At 68.6% G+C, this 18,499-nt stretch carries 13 protein-coding genes and 1 pseudogene; 11 read left to right on the top strand and 3 right to left on the bottom strand.

Going from position 1 to position 18,499, the window contains the following annotated elements; genetic code table 11:
- Nucleotides 1–8 precede the first annotated feature (8 nt).
- From D0C15_RS25730 to D0C15_RS25715, 4 genes are all read left to right on the top strand, one after another.
- On the top strand, nt 9–1,415 hold the full coding sequence (locus D0C15_RS25730; RefSeq protein WP_245976228.1) for a pyridoxal phosphate-dependent decarboxylase family protein: 1,407 nt from the start codon (nt 9–11) through the stop codon (nt 1,413–1,415).
- A gap of 296 nt (nt 1,416–1,711) precedes the next feature.
- Nucleotides 1,712–2,788 (top strand): ATP dependent DNA ligase, encoded by a 1,077-nt coding sequence (locus tag D0C15_RS25725; RefSeq protein ID WP_342768600.1) that lies wholly within the window; start codon nt 1,712–1,714, stop codon nt 2,786–2,788.
- A 49-nt stretch (nt 2,789–2,837) separates the two neighbouring features.
- Nucleotides 2,838–3,827, top strand: a complete 990-nt coding sequence (gene ku / locus D0C15_RS25720; protein WP_116050398.1) for a non-homologous end joining protein Ku — start codon at nt 2,838–2,840, stop codon at nt 3,825–3,827.
- Between the two features lie 111 nt (nt 3,828–3,938).
- Complete coding sequence (locus tag D0C15_RS25715; protein ID WP_116050442.1) at nt 3,939–5,420, top strand: adenylate/guanylate cyclase domain-containing protein; 1,482 nt, start codon at nt 3,939–3,941, stop codon at nt 5,418–5,420.
- A 138-nt stretch (nt 5,421–5,558) separates the two neighbouring features.
- Here D0C15_RS25715 and D0C15_RS25710 read toward each other — a convergent pair whose 3' ends face one another.
- Nucleotides 5,559–6,611 carry a beta-ketoacyl-ACP synthase III gene (locus tag D0C15_RS25710; RefSeq protein ID WP_211323321.1) on the bottom strand — a complete coding sequence of 351 codons (1,053 nt, stop codon included), beginning with the start codon at nt 6,609–6,611 and terminating at the stop codon, nt 5,559–5,561.
- A gap of 301 nt (nt 6,612–6,912) precedes the next feature.
- Here D0C15_RS25710 and D0C15_RS25705 point away from each other — a divergent pair, with 301 nt between their 5' ends.
- The 3 genes from D0C15_RS25705 (at nt 6,913) to D0C15_RS25695 (ending at nt 12,992) form a co-directional block, all read left to right on the top strand.
- A complete protein-coding gene (locus tag D0C15_RS25705) occupies nt 6,913–8,805 on the top strand; it encodes a penicillin-binding transpeptidase domain-containing protein (RefSeq protein ID WP_116050396.1) in 1,893 nt (630 codons plus the stop codon).
- 11 nt (nt 8,806–8,816) lie between these two features.
- The gene (argJ, locus tag D0C15_RS25700) at nt 8,817–9,983 is read left to right on the top strand and encodes a bifunctional glutamate N-acetyltransferase/amino-acid acetyltransferase ArgJ (protein ID WP_116050395.1); all 1,167 of its coding nucleotides are present in this window, start codon (nt 8,817–8,819) and stop codon (nt 9,981–9,983) included.
- 165 nt (nt 9,984–10,148) lie between these two features.
- A complete protein-coding gene (locus tag D0C15_RS25695; protein WP_116050393.1) occupies nt 10,149–12,992 on the top strand; it encodes an ATP-binding protein in 2,844 nt (947 codons plus the stop codon).
- Between the two features lie 14 nt (nt 12,993–13,006).
- On the opposite strand, the gene D0C15_RS25690 is transcribed toward D0C15_RS25695, so the two are convergent.
- On the bottom strand, nt 13,007–13,618 hold the full coding sequence (locus tag D0C15_RS25690; RefSeq protein WP_116050391.1) for a hypothetical protein: 612 nt from the start codon (nt 13,616–13,618) through the stop codon (nt 13,007–13,009).
- A 551-nt stretch (nt 13,619–14,169) separates the two neighbouring features.
- On the opposite strand from D0C15_RS25690, the pseudogene D0C15_RS35610 reads away from it, so the two are divergent.
- Nucleotides 14,170–14,499, top strand: a pseudogene (locus D0C15_RS35610) (DUF305 domain-containing protein); the annotation flags it as partial.
- 133 nt (nt 14,500–14,632) lie between these two features.
- Here the strand turns inward: D0C15_RS35610 and D0C15_RS25680 are convergent.
- Nucleotides 14,633–15,838: a glycoside hydrolase family 3 N-terminal domain-containing protein gene (locus tag D0C15_RS25680; protein WP_245976226.1), complete on the bottom strand. Its 1,206-nt coding sequence runs from the start codon at nt 15,836–15,838 to the stop codon at nt 14,633–14,635.
- Nucleotides 15,839–16,032: 194 nt separating this feature from the next.
- On the opposite strand from D0C15_RS25680, the gene D0C15_RS25675 reads away from it, so the two are divergent.
- From D0C15_RS25675 to D0C15_RS25665, 3 genes are read left to right on the top strand one after another with little or no spacing between them, the layout of a single operon-like run.
- Nucleotides 16,033–16,350: a hypothetical protein gene (locus tag D0C15_RS25675; protein WP_116050387.1), complete on the top strand. Its 318-nt coding sequence runs from the start codon at nt 16,033–16,035 to the stop codon at nt 16,348–16,350.
- Nucleotides 16,350–17,642 (top strand): hypothetical protein, encoded by a 1,293-nt coding sequence (locus tag D0C15_RS25670; protein ID WP_116050385.1) that lies wholly within the window; start codon nt 16,350–16,352, stop codon nt 17,640–17,642. Before D0C15_RS25675 ends, D0C15_RS25670 begins: the two co-directional genes overlap by 1 nt.
- Entirely contained in the window at nt 17,639–18,313 is a 675-nt protein-coding gene (locus D0C15_RS25665) for a hypothetical protein (protein ID WP_162830256.1), read from the top strand. The genes D0C15_RS25670 and D0C15_RS25665 overlap by 4 nt, the downstream gene beginning before the upstream one ends.
- The last annotated feature ends 186 nt before the right edge of the window (nt 18,314–18,499 follow it).

The raw sequence follows: 18,499 nt of genomic DNA, 5'->3' as shown, positions 1-18,499 counted from the left end.
GAGGAACCGTGGACCACGTCGACCACGCGCTTGAGCGGCATCCGCTCGACGAGTTGCTGCCGCCGGTGCAGGCCGCCCTCGGGCAGTTCCTGACCGGTCTCGGCGGCGCGCCGGCCGACGGCCGTCGCCCCGCCGACCTCGAACCGTTCCGTCGGCCGCCCGGCGCTGCCCCCGCCCCGCTGCCGGAGCTGCTGGACACGGTCCGGTCGGCGGCTGCGCTCGCCGTCGAGACGGCGGGTCCGCGCTACTTCGGCTACATCCCCGGCGGCGGGCTGCCCAGCTCCGCGGTGGCCGAGCTGGTCGCCCGCGTTCTCAACCGCTACACCGGCCTCGCCGACCTCGCCCCGGGTCTCGTCGCGCTGGAGGACGGGCTGCTGCGCTGGCTGGCGTCGGTGTTCGGGCTGCCCGCCGGTGCGACCGGACTTATCACCACCGGTGGGTCGCAGGCTCTGCTCGCCGCCGTCGTGGCCGCGCGGGAACGGCACCTGGGCCGAACCGACCTCAGCCGGGCCCGGCTCTACCTGTCCGATCAGGCACACCACAGCGTCATGAAGGCCGCGCGGATCGCGGGCCTGCCGCGTTCGGCGGTCCGGCTCGTCCCCACCAGCGACGGGCGCCGCATCGACCCAGCTGCCGCCCGCGCCGCGATCGCCGCGGACCGCGCATCCGGCCTCACCCCGTTCCTGCTGGTCAGCACCGCGGGCACGACCAACGCCGGGGCGGTCGACCCGCTCACCGAGCTCGCCGCGATCGCGGCCGATCAGGAGCTGTGGTTCCACGTCGACGGCTGCTATGGCGGCTTCTTCCAGTTCACCGACCGCGGCCGGGCCCGCCTCGCCGGAGTCGAGCGCGCCGACTCGCTCACCCTCGATCCGCACAAGAGCCTCTTTCTGCCCTACGGCACCGGGGTGCTGCTCGTCCGTGACCCCGCCACGCTCGCGAGCGCCCTGACCGACGACGACCGGGGCGCGTACCTGCAGGACATCGGGGACACGGCGCTGCCCGACTACGCGCACCTCGGGTCCGAGCTCACCCGCGAGCACCGCGGGCTGCGGCTGTGGTTCCCGCTGCACCTGCACGGCGTCGAGGCGTTCCGCGCCGCGCTCGACGAGAAGCTCGACCTGGCCCGCCACGCCCACGCCCGGCTCGCCCAGCACCCGGACCTGGAACCGCTGGAGCTGCCCGAGCTCAGCACCGTGGTCTTCCGCGGGCCAGGTGGGGACCCGGGCAACCGCGCGCTACTCCAGCGGATCAACGCCACGCGTCGGGTGTTCTGCTCCAGCACCGTCCTTGACGGGCGGCTCACGCTCCGGCTGTGTGTGCTCAGCTACCGCACCCACCGCGCACACGTCGACGAGGCCCTCGACGTCATCAGCGGCGCCGTCCCCCGCTCGCGACAGCGCCGTTGCCGGTGACGGTAGGGACGGCGGCCCAACGGCCGACCTGCGTGCGCCGGCGATGGACGGCATGGACGGGACACGATCGGCCCCGGGCAGCGCGGCGGGCAGCGAGATCCTCTCCGCGCTGCAGCACCAGCAGACGATCGTGATCGCGCAGCTACAGATCCCCAGGCACCAAGGACCCCGCCCGGATCGCGGCACTCGTCCACGGACAGTTGGTCATTGATACCGCAGCCACTGGATCCGCGACGTCGTCTGGCAAGAACTCGACCAGCACGCCTACGCCGGTGGCGACGCTGAGGAAACTTGGCATGAGCCTGCTCCGCCTGGCCGGGAATCAAAGGTCAAACGAACCCTCGAACAGATCGCCGGCGAATGCGCCAGGTGCTTCCCGATCATGGGCGCTGCCGTCAACACGAAGACCCGACTTCGGCGAGCCTCTGCTCCTGAACGGCCGCCGTACTGGTCTCTCGGCTCTCCATCGCTCGAAGGTTCGAAGCATGGCAGGTGCGCGAGGTCCAGCGGGTCGCGGATCTCAGGAGCGCAGACGCCCGGAGGCAGGTGAAAGCCAAAGGGAATGGGGGTGTGGCTGCCGCGGCCCGGACACTCCGCCCACTGGGCCTTGGTCGATCGAGTTCCTCAGCGATGACCAGAATGAGGGGGCGACCGCGCCAGGCCAAGGCGGCCTGACGGACGGATCTTCACGCTCGCCCGACCTAACATGGCCGTCCCGTGATGGGTTCCCGCTCCAAGTAGCGTCAGATTTCGCGAACTCGTGTACTTTCCTGTTCGACTTGCTGTTCTTCGACGGGTCGGATGCCCGGCCGTTGCCGTTGCGGCAACGCAAGCGACTGCTGCGAGAGGCGTTCGACTTCACCGGCCCGTTGCGCTTTTCCAGTCACCGCAACGGTGACGGCGAGAAGTACTACCAGCTGGCTTGTGCGCGGGGTTGGGAAGGACTGATCGCCAAACGAGCCACCGCGCCTTACCAGGGCGGGCGCTCCAAGGACTGGCTCAAGTTCAAGTGCGTTCGCGAGCAGGAGTTCGTGGTCGGCGGTTTCACCGAGCCCAACGGTTCACGGATGGGCTTCGGCGCGCTGCTACTGGGCTACTACGACCACGGCAGCCTGCGCTTCGCGGGCAAGGTCGGCACCGGTTATGACACCGCGATGCTGCGGCACCTGCGCGGCAGGCTGGACGAACTGCGCGTCCCGGCAACCCCTTTCGCCGAACCGGTCCGGGAACGCGGAACCCACTGGGTGCGGCCCGAACTGGTGGTGCAGGTGACTTTCGCGGAGTGGACCGGCGACGGCAAGCTGCGGCATGGCCGCTTCACCGGGATCAGGGACGACAAATCGGCGGGCGAAGTGGTCCGGGAGGCCGGATGAACGAGATCGGTACAGCTGCTTGTCCACATGGGACTCGAGGAGGTTGGTGATGGCCAGGCCCATCTGGAGCGGGGCGCTGAACTTCGGCCTGGTTACCGTGCCGGTCGAGCTCTTCAGCGCGACCGAGGACCACACCATTCACTTCCGGCAGTTCGAACGCGGTACTTCCGACCGAATTCGCTACCGCCGCGTGAACGAGCGCACCGGCAAGGAAGTCCCGTACGAGGACATCGTCAAGGGCTACGAACTCGACAGCGGGGACTACGTCCTGGTGGAGCGGGAGGAACTGGAACAGATCGCGCCGGGCCGGTCGCGGACCATCGACATCGAGGCTTTCGTCGACCTCGGCGAGATCGATCCGATCTTCTTCCAGAAGAGCTACTGGCTCGCGCCGGCGAAGGAGGAGTTCAACCGGGCGTACAGCCTGCTCATCGAGGCCATGGCCAAGACAAACCGCGCCGGGGTGGCCACCTTTGTCATGCGTGGCAAGGAGTACGTGGCCGCCGTCCGAGCCGGCGAGGGTGTGCTGGCATTGGACACGCTGCACTTCGCGGCCGACATCAGGGACCCGGCCAAGGAACTGCGCAAGCTGCCCGAGCCCGCACAGGTGCGAGGCAAGGAAGTCGACATGGCGATAAACCTGATCGAGTCGATGAGCGAGGAGTGGCAGCCCGAGGAGTACCGCGACACCTACACCGAACGAGTCCTGAAGCTGATCGAGGACAAGAAGGCGGGCCGTACGGTCAGCGCCGAGTCCGCTCCGCCGGAGCCGACCACCGTCGTTGACCTGTTCGACGCGTTGTCGCGCAGTGTGCGAGGCCGTAAGGGCGGCGGCGAACGGGAGCGCGGTGGAAGCCGGAAACGTCAGGAGAAGCGTCAGGGGCAGCCGGAGCAGGCCGACTTCGGCGACATGACGAAGGCTGATCTGGAGGCCATGGCGCGCGATCTCGAGATCAAGGGCAGGTCGAAGATGAGCCGCGCCGAACTGGAGAAGGCAGTCAAGGCCGCCTCCCGGCCACGGCGCAAGCGCGCGTCCTGACCGCACTTTCCCGGGAAAGCGCGAGGTGGGGTGGTGGCGGGCCGGGATGCGCCAGCACCGTGACCGGGTGGTTGCGGGGAGTGCAGGCAATACGATCAGCGCGTGGCCAGGATGCGGTTGTCGGCGAGGTTGCGCACCGTCCTGCGCACAAGTCTCGGTTTCGCCGCGCTCGGGATCGGTTCGAGCGTCTGCGGTGCCGGGGTGGTGTTCCTGCTGCTCACCCTGCAGGGAATCCCCGGCGAGGTCGGCGGCAAGGAGTGGATCCTCGCCGTCTGCGCCGCGAGTTACGTCGCCCTGTCGCTGCTGATCGGTACCGTCTGGACGGCGATCCTGCAGCGGCGCACGGCTATCTGGTTCGTTCTCGGCCGGCCACCCTCACCCGACGAGGCGCGCAGGGCGCTACGGCTTCCGGTGGACATGACGCTGGTCAGCGGCACCCTGTGGTCGGTAGGCACGGTGGTGCTCGGCGTGCTGGCCGCCGCGTTCGGGTCCGGCTGGGACGCGGGCGGGGTGGCCCTGACCATCGCACTCGGCGGGCTCACCACCGTCGGCCTCACCTACCTGGCCGCCGAGTGGGTCGCCAGGCCGGTGATGACACTTGCCCTGGACGTGGTCCCACCCAAGGAAAACCTGCCGACCACCGTGCTCACCAGGCTTGCCGTGACCTGGGCGCTGTCCAGCGGTGTGCCGCTGCTCGGCGTGCTGCTGGTCGTCTCGCCACCCAATCTCGGCACCCGGGAGCCCTCCGCGAGTCTGGTGTTGCTGTCCGCGATCGGTCTCGTGGTGGGCGCCGTCGCGACCGCATTACTCGCGCGTGCCGTCGCCACTCCCCTGCACCGGCTACGGACCGCCCTCGACGAGGTGGCACGGGGGCGCACGGACGTGTCGGTGCCGGTGGACGACGCGAGTGAGATCGGCAGGCTGCAGACCTCGGTGAACGACCTGGTGGCCGGATTGCGCGAGCAGGAGCGGATGCGGGACCTGTTCGGCAGGCACGTCGGCGCGGACGTCGCCAGGCACGCACTGGAGTACGGAGCTTCGCTCTCCGGCGACGTCCGCGAGGTGACGGCCCTGTTCGTGGACGTGGTGGACTCGACAGCACTGGCCTACCGGATGCCGCCGGAGGAGCTGGTACGCAAGCTCAACCGCCTGTTCGCGAGCGTCGTGGGCGCGGTGAGCACCCATGGCGGCCTGGTCAACAAGTTCCAGGGGGACGCCGCGGTGTGCATTTTCGGCGCCCCGACCAGACTCGCCGACCCGGCCACCTCGGCGCTGCAGGCCGCGCGCCGGATTCGCGACGAGGTCCGCGCGGCCGGTGAGCTCGATCTGGGCATCGGAGTGGCGACGGGACCGGTCTTCGCAGGTCAGTTGGGTACCAGCAGCCGGATGGAGTACACGGTGATCGGCGACGCCGTGAACGAGGCCGCCCGGCTGACCGATCAGGCCAAGCGGGTGTCCGGCCGCATCCTGTCCAGTGACACCGTTCTCGAAGCCGCTTCGAAGGGCGAGCGCGCGCTCTGGCATCCGCACGAGACCGTGCAGCTGCGCGGCAGGCAGTCACCGACCACAGCCTGGGCAAACAGCGGCGCGTAGCGCCTCCGTGGGGGGTGGCGGCCGGGCGACGGGTGGGAAAACAGCGGCACGTAGTGCCTCGATGGGGGGTGGTGGCCGGGCGACGGGTGGGAAAACAGCGGCGCGTAGCGCCCTCCGTGGGGGGTGGCGGCGCGACGGTCAGTGCGCGGCTGCCTGCGCGATGCGTTGCTCGCGGTGCGGGGACTCGACGCCGGAGAGTTCCGGCCACCGCAGGACCGTGGAGCCCCAGGTGAGACCCGCACCGAAGGCGCTTAGCAGCACCTTGTCGCCGGCCTTGAGCGTGCCGTCCACACAGGCATCGGTGAGCGCGAGCGGGATGGAGGCAGCGCTGGTGTTGCCGGTGCGCTCGATGTTGACCACGACGTCCTCTCGCGGCACCCCGAGTTGCTTGGCCACGGCGTTGAGGATGCGGACGTTTGCCTGGTGGCCGACGAAGCTGTCCACCTCCTCGACGGTCCAGCCCGCCGAGTTCAGGACCGCCCTGGACGACTCCGCCATCCGGGCGCTGGCGTGGCGGAAGACCGCCGTGCCCTGCATGTCGAGGAAGTAGTCACTCGGATTATCCGACGTGCGCTGCTTCGCCCCGCCCGCGGGCACCACCAGCAGATCGGCGAGGTCCCCGTCGCTGTGCAGGTCGAACGGCCCGATCGCGCCGAGTTCGGTGGAGGTGCCCGCGCGGAGCACGACCGCGCCCGCTCCGTCACCGAAGATCGGCACGGTCCCCCGGTCGGCGGGTTCGACGAGGGTGCTGAACGTGTCGGCCCCGACGACCAGCACCCGGTCGGCGGCGCCCGCCGCGATCAGGCCGGTCGCGGTGGCCAGCGCGTAGACGAAGCCGGAGCACACGGCGTTGACGTCGAACGCCGCGACGCCGTTGAGGCCGAGCCTGCTGGCGACCTGCGGCGCGCTCGCGGGGCAGACGTGGTCAGGAGTGGCGGTCGCGAGTACGAGCGCGTCGACCCGGTCGGAGCCCGCCGAGCGCAGAGCCAGCCGCCCAGCCTCGGTCGCGAGGTCCACTGTGGACATCCCGGGGGTCACGATGTGCCGCTGGCCGATGCCGGTGCGAGTGCGTATCCACTCGTCGGACGTGTCGAGCCGCTGCGAGAGCTCGTGATTGTCGACGACGTGCGGCGGCAGCCAGGCACCAAGACCGGCCAGCACCGCAGCGCCACGCAATTCCTGCGTCGGCACCGAGAACTCCTCCACGGACCAGCGAAAGGGGTTAGCAAGGGCTGCGAAAAACCGGTCCACCAATACTTGTATGGCCTACCAATCGGTAAACCCTCGTCATTGTGACTTACATCTCAAAACGAACTGTTTGCACTGATCAGTGCGGGTTTTCACATTTCCCGGAGAAAGCGCTCGAGAATCGTATTAACCGACACGAGTGACGGAAAATAGGTTGGGGTAGAGTGCGATCCGGTCTCAAGCCTTTGATCACGAGCCATATGCGCGACGGGGGTCTGCGCGGGGGAAGTGGAGAACCGACTCGATGATGTCCGCCCGGAACGCGCACACCCGATCGCGCCTGCGCCGGATCACGGCGTGCCTGCTGATCCCGCTCACGGCAGGGGCACTGGTCACCGCCTGCTCCGCCGAGGAGGACGCGGCCACACGGTCCCTGGAGTCCTTCCTCGCCGCTTGGCAGGACGGATCCGTCGCAGGACACGACGAGGAGTACCGGAAGGTGACCGCCAGCCTGGGCGGACGCGCCCCGGAGCTCAACGCGGGCGACGTGAACGTCGACGAGGGTCGCGCGAGCGCGCCGGTCACCGTCGCCTGGCCGCTCGCCCCCGACGTGCGGTGGGAGTACGAGACCACGGTGTCGCTCGCCAAGAGCGGAGAGCAGTGGCAGGTCGAGTGGACGCCGTCGACCGTGCACCCGGATCTGCAGGCCGGTGACCGGCTGGTGCTGCGCCGGAGCCAGGACCCGCGCGGCTCTTTGCTCGACGCGGCTGGTGCGCCGATCACGCAGTCCCGTCCCGTGGTCCTGGTCGGTGTGCAGCCCAGCAAGGTGACCTCCGCCGAGGATCTGGCCGCCTCGCTCGGGTCCGCCCTCGAACCCGACGGCGTGGACACCGGCGACCTGCCGAAACGGATCAAGGAAGCCGAACCCGACGCGTTCGTACCCGTCGTGACGCTGCGCAAGGAGCGCTACCTCGAAGTGCGGCCGGACATCTACGAGCTACCGGGCACGGTGTTCCGGGAGGAGAGCCGGGTTCTCGCTCCAACCCGTGATTTCGCCAGGGCACTGCTCGGCACTGTCGACCCCGTGACGAGGGAGGACATCGAAGCCGATCCCGAACGTTTCCGGGTCGGGGACCAGAAGGGGCACAACGGGCTGCAGGAGCTCTACGACCAGCGGTTGCGCGGCGTGCCCGGGATGACGGTCAGCATCGGCACTACCGGCGACGCAGGGGCGAACTCCGGCAGGGAACTCTTCCGCAGTGAGGAGCGGCCGGGTGCCGCCGTGGCGACCACCCTGGACCCGCGTACGCAGAACGCCGCCGACAAGGCGGTTGCGGAGGCCACCAAGAACACGGCGGTCGTCGCGGTCCGGGTCTCCGACGGCTCCGTCCTCGCGGTGTCGAACTCGCCTGAACTGGGAGCCCAAAACCTCGCGATGAACGCGCAGGTGCCCCCGGGCTCCACGTTCAAGGTCGTCAGCGGGCTCAGCCTGCTCAACTCCGGGGCGGTCGACCTCGACACCTCGGTTCCCTGCCCGGTGACGACCAACGTGGGTGGGCGCGAGTTCAAGAACGCGTGGGACGGCGGGATCGAGAACGCCACGTTCCGCGAGGCGTTCGCCCAGTCCTGCAACACGGCGTTCGCGCTGCTCGCACCGAAGCTCGGGCAGGACGGACTGGCGAAGACGGCAGGGGAACTTGGCATCGGCCAGAAGTGGGACATGGGCATTCCGGCGTACACCGGCTCCGTCGGCAGCGGTGGCAAGCCCGTCGACCAGGCCGCTGCCGCATTCGGCCAGGGCAAGACCGTGGTCAGCCCGATGGCGATGGCGGCGGCCACAGCGGGGGCCGCACGCGGACAGTGGAAGCAGCCCTCCCTGGTCACCGATCCGGCGCCGGCCGCTCCCGCGCCCGATGGCCCGGAACTGGATGCCGCGGCTGTCGAGAAGCTCCGGACGGTCATGCGCGAGGTGGTCACCGACGGCTCGGGCCGGGCGCTGGACTCCGTCGCAGGCGATCCGGTCTTCGGCAAGACGGGTACGGCGGAGTACGGCACCGAGACCCCGCCGCGCAGCCACAGCTGGTTCACCGGCTGGCAGGGCGACATCGCGTTCGCCGTCTTCGTCGAGGACGGCGGAAACGAGGCCAGCCTGGCCCTCGCGACCACCGAGAAGTTCCTGCGGAATCTGACGAGCTGAGGACCAAATTCATGACTTCGCACGACTACTCGGGGCCCCTCGGTTTCGGCGTCCACACCGCGAGCGCGGGCCTGGGCGACGATGACCGGGCCGACTTCACCGTCATCGCGTCGGAGGTGCCCGCCGTGTCCAGCGCGGTGTTCACCCAGTCCCGGTTCGCTGGTCCCAGCGTCCTGCGTAGCCGGACGGCGGCAGCGGCGGGCCGGGCCAGGGCGGTGGTGGTGCTGGCCCGCAACGCCAACGTGGCCACCGGCAAGGAGGGCGCCGACCACGCGGCCGAGGTCCACACGCGCGTGGCCGAAGCACTGGGATTCGACCCTGAGGAAGTACTGATCGCCTCCACCGGGGTCATCGGTGTGAAGTACCCGATGCCCGGCGTGCGTGCCGCGCTGCAGGAGCTGACCCTGCCCTTCACCGGATCCGACTTCCGGGAGGCCGCAGGCTCGATCATGACCACCGACACCAGGCCGAAGGTCATCCAGCTGCCCTGCGGCGACGCGAAGGTGACCGGGATCGCCAAGGGCGTCGGCATGCTGGAGCCGAACATGGCGACGATGCTGGCCTTCTTCTGCACCGACGCCCAGTTGGAGCAGGCCGATCTCGATCGCGTCTTCCGGTCGGTCATGGCGCGCACCTTCAACGCGGTCAGTATCGACACCGACACCTCGACCAGCGATACGGCCGCGGTGTTCGCCAACGGCCTCGCCGGACCGGTGGACCTCGGCGAATTCGAGCGGGTGCTCGAGCAGGCCGCACTCCACCTGGTCAAGGAGATCGCCAGCGATGGTGAGGGAGCGAGCAAGCTGATCGAGGTGCGGGTCACCGGTGCCCGCGACACCGCGCAGGCCAAACGCGTCGGCAAGGCGGTCGTCAACTCGCCCCTGGTCAAGACCGCGGTGCACGGCAGTGATCCGAACTGGGGCCGGGTCGCCATGGCGATCGGCAAGTGCGAGGACGAGTTGGACATCGATCCCGAGCACACTCGCATCGGCTTCGGCGGCCGCGAGGTCTACCCGGCCGAGCCGAACGCGCAGGCGATGGACGCGCTCGTCGAGCATCTGCGCGGGGCGGAGGTCGTGATCGAGATCGACCTCGGCATCGCGGGCGGCGAGTTCACCGTCTATGGCTGCGACCTCACGGAGGGGTACGTCCGGCTCAACTCCGCGTACACCACGTGAGCGGGAGGTCGTGCTGATCGGAGTTCTCCGGCAGGCCTTTGGTACCGGCCACCCGATCAGCTCACGCCGAACGTAGGTCGGCAGGTTTACTGACCGTCACCTCCGCCATTACGCTCCGAGGGCAACGGTGGCGGCAGCCACGCATCCGGCGTCGAGGAGAGCGCCATGGTCACCACGCCTGGCTCTCGTCCGGCCGATCGTGCGGCTCAGCTCAGGGCGCTCGTCGATGCCCTTGAGAACCGCCCCGCGCTGGCCATGGTCGAGGGCGCAGCCGGACTCGGCAAAACCCACCTGCTCGAGGAGTTGCTGGGACGGACGCAGCTCGCATCCGTGCGGGTGTTGCGCGGCGGGTGCAGGCCGATGCGGGAACCGTTTCCACTCGGTCCCGTGCTCGACGCACTACGGGGCCTTGCCGGTGTGCAGCTCGGTGAGCTGACCGAGGTAACCGGCGTGCTGCGTCCACTGCTGCCGGAGCTTGCCGGTGTGCTTCCCCCCGAACCCGCCCCGGCGACGGGGGCCGCACTGCGGCACAGGGAGTTCCGCGCGATCCGCGACCTGCTCACCGCCACCGGTCCGGCACTGCTCGTGCTGGAGGACGTGCACTGGGCCGACGAGGGCACCCGGGAACTGCTGCGGTACCTGCTCGCCCCGCCCGTGTCCCGGCTCGGGATCGTCCTGACATACCGCCCGGAGGCAATGCCACCCGGCGGAGCGCTCGGCGCACCGGTCGGCGCGGACGTCCGGGTGCGGCTGCGGGCACTCGACCTGGCCTCGGTACGGAAACTCGCCTGCGAGGTCCTCGATGTACCAAGGATCGGTGGGGAGCGTGCGGCAAGGCTGCTGCACTGGACGGCCGGGATTCCGCTGGTGGTCAGGGAAACCGTGCGGGCACTGGCGGAACACCAACACTGGCCACGCGATCTGGACGAGCTCGAGGTGCCGGCGCTGCTGCGGGAGTCGATGCACGCGCGTCTCGCCGTGCTCACCCCGCCCGCACTACGACTTGCCACCGCCGCGGCAGTACTCGGCGCTCCGAAGGACGCCGAGGTGATCGGCGCACTCGCCGGCCTGCGCGGCGGACGCCTGTGCTCGGCTCTGCGCGACGCGCTGGACGCCGGAGTGCTGCACGAGTTCGCGAACGATCTGTACGGGTTCCGGCACGCACCCGATCGCCGCACGGTGTACGACACGCTGAGCGCGCCGGAACGAAGGTTGTCGCATGCCAAGGCGTTCGCTCTGCTCGGCCGCGATGAACCGCAGTGCCAGCAGGAGAATCCGGGCCCGCCAACTCATCCGCTGGCGGACCTGGCCAGGCATGCGAGAGCCGCGGGACGCCTGGTGGACTGGCAGCGTTTCGCGGAGGCCGCGGTCGAGGCTGCCGATGCCGCCGGCGAGACCGCGGTGGCGCTGGACGTGCTGCAGTCGATCCTGAACGGTCCGGTGAATCCGGCCGACGTCGAGCGGCTTGCGATCGATCTCAGCAGACTCGCGCTGCGTGAGCACCGCACGGAGGTCGTGGAGACACTGGAGCGAATCCTCGCCGAGGATCGCCTCTGCCGCACCGCCCGCGGCACGATCCGGTTGCAGGTGGGACTACTGCTGTGCCGAGGTCCCGGCAGACTCGCGCGCGGCCGCGCTCAGGTGGAGCAGGCCGTTGCCGAACTCGAGGATCATCCCGAACTCGCGGTGCGTGGTTACAACGTGCTCGCGGTGCCGATCGAGGGGCTCACTTCCCTGCGGTGGCACCGGCAGTGGATGGAGAAGGTGGCCGCGGTCCTCGACCGGGTCGAGGACCCGGAGTTGCGGCTGGCCCTCACGGGCGACCGGATCGCGGTCGGCGCGCATATCGGCGACGGCAGTGCGTGGGAGGAGTACACACGCATTCCCGGTTCGGCGCAGACGATGGGCGAACGGGTGCAGCTGGCGCGGTTCTGGTGCAACCTGGCCGACGCGCAGTCCTGGGTCGGCAGGCTGGACCGGGCGCAGCGGCTGCTCGACGACGGCCTGCGCATGGCGGAGTCGGCGGGTGCCCTGTTCGCGGCGAGTATCGCGCAGGGCACCCGGTTGCGGCTGGACTGGGCCGCGGGCAACTGGACCGGCCTTGCCGAGGCGGCCACAGCGGCCAGTGAGCGATACGACGACCTGGCGCCGGTGATCGTGGAGGCCGAACTCGTACTCGGTGCGCTCGCCGCGATGCGCGGCGACTTCGCGGACGCGGAACGCCACCTGCATGCCACCGGGCTGGACGATCCGCAGCACGCGGTGATTCCAGTCGTGCTTTGCGCGGCAGGATTGTTGACCAGGGTGCGACTGGCCACAGAGGACTTGGCCGGCGCGTGCGCGATCGCCGATCACGGCATGATCGTGGCCCGGCGTAAGGGTGTCTGGCTGTGGGGGGCCGACCTGGTTCCCTCGGCGACCAAGGCCTACACGATGGCAGGCAGGACCGGTGACGCCGAGGCTGTGGTCACCGAGTTCGCCGAGGGTGTTGCGGACCTCGAAGCTCCGTACGCTTCGGCGGCACTGGCGTCGGCGCGCGCGACGCTGCTCGGCGCGAAGGGCGAATACCGGGCGGCAGCAGCGGATTTCGCCTCGGCGGCTGCGACCTTCCGCGAATTGGGCATGCCCTATCCGGCGACTCAGGCGACCGAGGAGAGCGTGGGGTGCACACTGGCCGCCGGTGAGCGTGGCGCGATCGAGGATCTACGCGCCGCCGCGCGGGCGTACGAGGTGATGGGCGCCGTCCGCGACGCCGGGCGTTGCCATCACACGCTGCGTGAACTCGGGGCGTGGACGCCGTCGCATCGCGGACGGCGAGGTTACGGTGACCAACTCTCCCCTCGGGAACGGGAGGTCGCGTCGATGCTGGCGGCCGGCCGGACGAACCGGGAGATCGCGGACGGGCTCTTCCTGTCCCCCCGCACGGTGGAGCAACACGTCACCAGGGTGTTGCGCAAGCTGGGAGTGCGCTCCCGTACCGAGGTTCCAGTGCGCTTCCTCGGGAACTGACGGGGTCCTGGAAGTCAGCGCTGGGAGGTGAATCCCGGAAACATCTCGAACGCGGAGTCGGCGGCCTCGAAGGCAGGTTCCACGATGTCACGGACCTGCTTGCGCACCTCCCGCACCTGCTCGGGTTCGGCGTCCCGTTCGGAAAGGTCGAGACGGACCTCGGGGGTACTCACAGGTTCGGGCCTGGCCTGCAGTCGCTGGGTGACGGGCTCGGGTTCCGGTTCCGGTTCCGGCTCGGCCGCCACTGGCTCAGCCGCGACCGGCTCGGGTTGCTGAGTTGTCGGCCGGGGCTGGACGGGTGCGGGCTGGATGGGCGCCTGCACCTCGGGCGCGGAGGCCGGAGTCTCCTCGATGAGGCCACCGGCCGTCTCGACCGGCTCGTCGCGCTGGCCCAGGCCGTACATTCCGCCGAACGCCACCACGAGCATCAGCGCTCCGGCGACCCAGCCGAGTACCGCGGACCGCCCGACGCCACGGCTCGGCACGACGAGTTCGAACTGCTCGTCCTCGGCGTCGTCCCGGCGTCGCTGGCGGGGAATGCTTGCGGCGAGGATGCCGGTCCGGTCCAACAGTTCCGCGAGGTCCCCGGTGTCCTCGGGCCTGTTCCGCAGAACCGTGCGCACCATTCGAAACCTCCGTTGCGAGTGCAAGCCCACGGCGCTGCCGTGGTAAGTGTGCCGGACCGTCCTCCGGCGTTCCCCATAGCATCGGCAGAACGCGCCGAAAGCTAAACGTTGTGTACCGGCTACCGAGGTGGAAGTCACGAGCTGGCGCCCGTGATGGACAACATTGACTCGATCTAGTGAAACATCGCCGTACGCGGGACAAGGGTTACTGTCTATTCGTGGGTCCTGATCGGCGAACCGTGGCAGCACGAGGAACCCAACCGCGAGCAGCATGATCAGCACGGGGCCATGCACGAGTACCTGGCCGTGTTCGCGCAGGCCACGATCGCGCTTGCGGCCCTTGCCCTGCTTCTGCGTCCGCTACGAACAGCGCATGTCGTCGTGCTGGCTTCGTGCCGGCGCGCGAGGGCGCCCGATCCGGGTCCACGCGTTGGCGGACGTGCGATTCTGACGTCTCTGTGTGTTGCGGGTGTAGGAGGCCCACGGCTGACGACCATGCGGGTCGGCGGCCGCGCTGGTCCACCTACACCCAACACAAAGGACTTTCACCGATGAGAAGGACACTTCCGGGCTTTGCCCTGCTCACGATCGCTTTCGTGCTGTCGGGCTGCGGCGAGGACGCCAAAGCTTCCGCCGCGCATAACGAGGCGGATGTGGTGTTCGCGCAACAGATGGTGCCGCATCACGAGCAGGCGCTGGAGATGGCCGCACTCGTGCCAGAACGGACGGGCAGCGAAGCCGTCCGGGAGCTGGCGACTCGGATCGAGCGGGCACAGGGCCCCGAAATCGACCAGCTCGAAGCCTGGCTGACGAAATGGGACGAAGCCGCGACCGGTGGCGGCCGTTCCGAACACGGCGCGATGGCCGGCATGATGTCCGAAGTGGACATGCGGACGTTGTCCACCACGACGGGAGCCGATTTCGAATCCGCCTGGTTGGCGGGATCTGCTGGACAACCCGTGATACGGCCGGGCGCGGGACAAGTACGCCCCGCGCCCGGATCCCAGCACGAAGTCAGCCGCAGGCGTCCTTGGCCAGCAGCACGCGAGCGAGAGCCTCCCGCACGCGCGTCTCGGACAGTTCACCGCCGTCGAGCGCCGTCTCGAGGCGGTCCAGCACCTCGCTGGTTCGGCCGCCGGAGGACCACAGGGCCTGGTCGGCTCCGGCTTGGAGGGCGCGCAGCACCGCCTCGGGCAGGCTGTACTGATCGGCGATGGCCCGCATGGCACCGAGGTCATCGGTGATCACGGGACCGCTGAACCGGTAATCGGTGCGGAGCAGACGGTAGGTCTCGGCGGAGAGCGAGGAAGGCGCTCCGCCGGTGAGTCCGGGTACGTCGAGGTGCCCGACCATCACGCCGACCTTGCCGTAGTCCCCGATGCTTTCGTACGGCACAAGATCGTTGTCGCGCAGATCCGCCAACGGTGGCGTCCGGACAAGGGACTGGTGGGAGTCGCCGTCCGCGTGCCCGTGGCCAGGGAAATGCTTGAGCACCGGCCGCACCCCGCTCTCCTGCAATCCCTTCGCGAAAGCCAGCCCGTACTCGCGGACCACGTCGGGGTCGTCACTGAACGCGCGGTCGCCGATGACGGAGTCGGCAGGTTGGTCGCTCACATCGGTGTCGGGGGCGTAGTTCACGCTGATGCCCAGTTCGCGCAACTGCCTGCCGCGCTGCTCGCCGAGACCGCGGACCTCGTCGGGACTCATCGTCCTGGCCATATCCCGCGCACTGGGGATCGAGCCGACGATGGCGTCGATGCGTTGCACCCGCCCGCCCTCGTCGTCGACGGCGATCGAAACGGGCACCTCCGCCGCTTCCTGGACGTTGCCCAGCGCCCCGCCCTCGAACAGTGCGGTGTCGTTGCCGCCGATGAAGATCCCGCCGACCCCCTGGGTCCGGACGAGATCGGCAGCGGCGGCCGGATCGGCTGGGTCGACGCCGACGACGACGAGCTGCGCGAGCCGCTGTCGTGCGGTCATGCCGTCGATGACCGGCGCACAGTTCGGCCCGGACGCCTCACTGGTCGGTGCCGGCGTCGTGGTCGTGGTCCTGCTGCTCGACGGGGAGGCCGAGGTGGTGGCCGGTGCTGCCGGGGCGGGAGCCGCGCCCCCGGACGAATCCGAGTCGCAGGCGACGAAGAACGCGGCGATCATCGCGCCGATCGTGGCGGTCAGCAGCAATCGGAGGGTGAAGGGCCTGCGGGGGCGGTCGTGTGTCATCGAACCTCGGTGTCGGCGGAGCGCGGAAGCGGCTCCATCCCATCACGGCCCGCGTATGCCGGCAGTGTGCACGTCACGTCACCCTCCGTTCCGGCGAAACTGGCACGCGCCCGGACCTGCGGCGGTAACATTCCGTCGCGGACACGGCGCATTGCGTCGCCACAGGTATTTCACCGGGGAGGGTGAGAAAGTCCATGCCTGATTTCACCGTCGATATCGGCGGTCTGGACGCGCTCGGCAAGAACCTCGACCGCACGAGCGAGAACATCGACAACGCCACGAGGAAGCTGGCCGACGCCAGCCCGGGTTCGATCGGTTCGGACGAACTCGACGAGGCCTGTGCCGACTTCCGGGAGATCTGGGACGGCGGGCTCGGCGAGATCCGGGATGCGGTCGCGGCGATCAAGGAAGGCCTGGACGCCGCGATCAAGGGATACGCCGAACTCGAGAACGGCATCGAGGCCGAGTTGGCGAAGATGGCCACGAACCTCGAGTCGATGGGGGCCGGCTGATGAGTAACGAGAAGTACCCGAGCCTCGGGTTCGACCCGGCGCGCGGCGAGGTGGTCGCCGTGCGCGATCTGGCCGAACAACTGTCGGGTACCGGCACTTTCGCCGGGGAGGCGTACGACGTCCTGAAGTCCGTTCAGGACAACCGCGACATCTGGACTGGTGAAGCCGCCCAAGCCTTCGCCGGGAACCTGGACGAGTTACCCGGCTTCCTGGACGGTGCCCGTACGTCGATGCACGACGCAGGCAAGGCACTGGCCACCTGGGGCGATCGGCTGGAAGCGCACCAGGCACGAGCGCGAGAGCTCGAGGAGCTGACGAGGCAGGCGATCGCCGACGCGAAGGCCGCTGACGCGAAGGCGGCCGAGGCCAACGCGGCGAACGTGCCGATCGCATACGACACCAGCGATCCGGCATCAGCCAGGGCCGCGCAGCAACAGGCGCAGGCTACGGCCGATGCGGCGAAGCTGGCCACTGAGGCGGCGGGAACGGCCTGGGGACGGGTGGATGACCTCCGCAGGCAGGCCGAGGAACTGCGCAACACCTGGGAGGACGATGCGCGAATCTGCGCCGAGGCGCTGAACGACGCCGCGGAGAACGCACCGGACAGCGGCCTTTTCGACGCCATCGGCGACGGGATCAGGAACGCGGGCGAGTGGCTCGCGGAGAACCTAGGCGACATCGCCGGCATCGTGGCCGCCGTAGCGGGCGCATTGGCATTCATTCCGATACTCACGCCGATCATGGCGCCCATCGCCCTGGGCGCAGGCGCCATAGCACTCGCCGCCCACGGCACGGAGATGATCGTGGAAGAAAAATGGGATGACATGAGCGCGTGGGTGGAGCTCGGTGGTGATGTCGCCGGTCTCATTCCGGGGGTCGGTGCGCTCGGCAAAGGGTTCGGCGCTGCCTCCGACGTCGTCGCCGGAACGGACAAACTGGTTGATGTCACTCGGGTCGGCATGAGCGGTACGGCGAGCACTGCAGGAGAAGCAGCGTTCGCAGGCGGCAAGGCCTTCGCCCATGACATGTCCCAGCCGAGCGCAGCAGCGAAGTGGCTGGTCGAAAGAACCACTGGAGTCAGCATGGCAGAGGGCACAGCGGAAGCGGCTGAACTCGTCAACAGAGCCACGAATACCGCCCGCACGATCGAAGGCGGCACAAACGTGGCACTCCAGGTACCTTCAGCCGTCAGTTTCGCCGACCAGAGCTCAGAAGCCAGCTCGGCAAAGGACGCGGCAGGAGCTGGTTCGGCAGTTCTCGCCGGCATTACGGCTATGCCCAGAATTTCATGAGCATCGCGGGCGAACTCTCAGATGGCCGAACCGAAGTACCCTTGCGGTTCACAGTCCCCGAACAGCTACACGAGATCGATCTCGGTGAGGACCAGCAGCAACGAGTGCGGCGCACGTTCGAGAAGCTGATCAGATGCCTTCACGGTATCGATCAAACGAAAATTCTCGCGATGGTTTTCTCGCAAGAAGCAATGCTGGCCAAGCTCGTCCAGGAAGGCGCCGTCTACGTTGCGCAGTGCGTCGCCCGCTCCGAGTTCGAACCGACCCGGCTGTGTGTGGCCCAGTTCTCGATCCTGGTGAAAGATGCAGCTCTGCAAGGAGCGCAACCGCTGAAAACTATTGCCAGCGGATTGAGAACGCCAGGAGAGCCGCGGGAGATCATTTTTATGGACTTTCCAGCAGGAGAAGGCTTGGTCATCGGCGAAGAACTTGCCGTCCAACCGTACGCAGATGTCACCGGTCAGCGCACCGGCCGGAGCCATCGAGTGCGCCAGGCTCAGATCATCCTAGCCTTTCCCGATCGGCGTCGCCTCGCCATCCTCAACGTGTCCAGCGAAGGCATCGAGGATTGGCACCATCTTACCCGCACCCTCAATGAAATCGCACACAGTGTTTCATTCACGAAGCGGGCAGAGAATACGATCTCGATGCGACTGAACACCCTGGGCTGACGGAGGAAGTAGTGGGATATTTCGTTTTTGCGTGTGCTACCGCGTTGTTCGCCATATGGGTCGTTTGGTCTCGCATCCGTGACCGTCACCGGAGACTCGATACCGCCGTGGAATACGTGCGAAAGTCCCTGCCGAAGAATGCGACGGGTGATCCTGTTGTGATCCTCGCGAAAGCACATCCCTTGT

It is taken from the genome of Amycolatopsis palatopharyngis (assembly GCF_003385185.1).
Taxonomy (GTDB): Bacteria; Actinomycetota; Actinomycetes; order Mycobacteriales; family Pseudonocardiaceae; genus Amycolatopsis; species Amycolatopsis palatopharyngis.
Note: the sequence above shows the minus strand (reverse complement) of the source record. Positions and strands in the feature narration are given on the sequence as shown.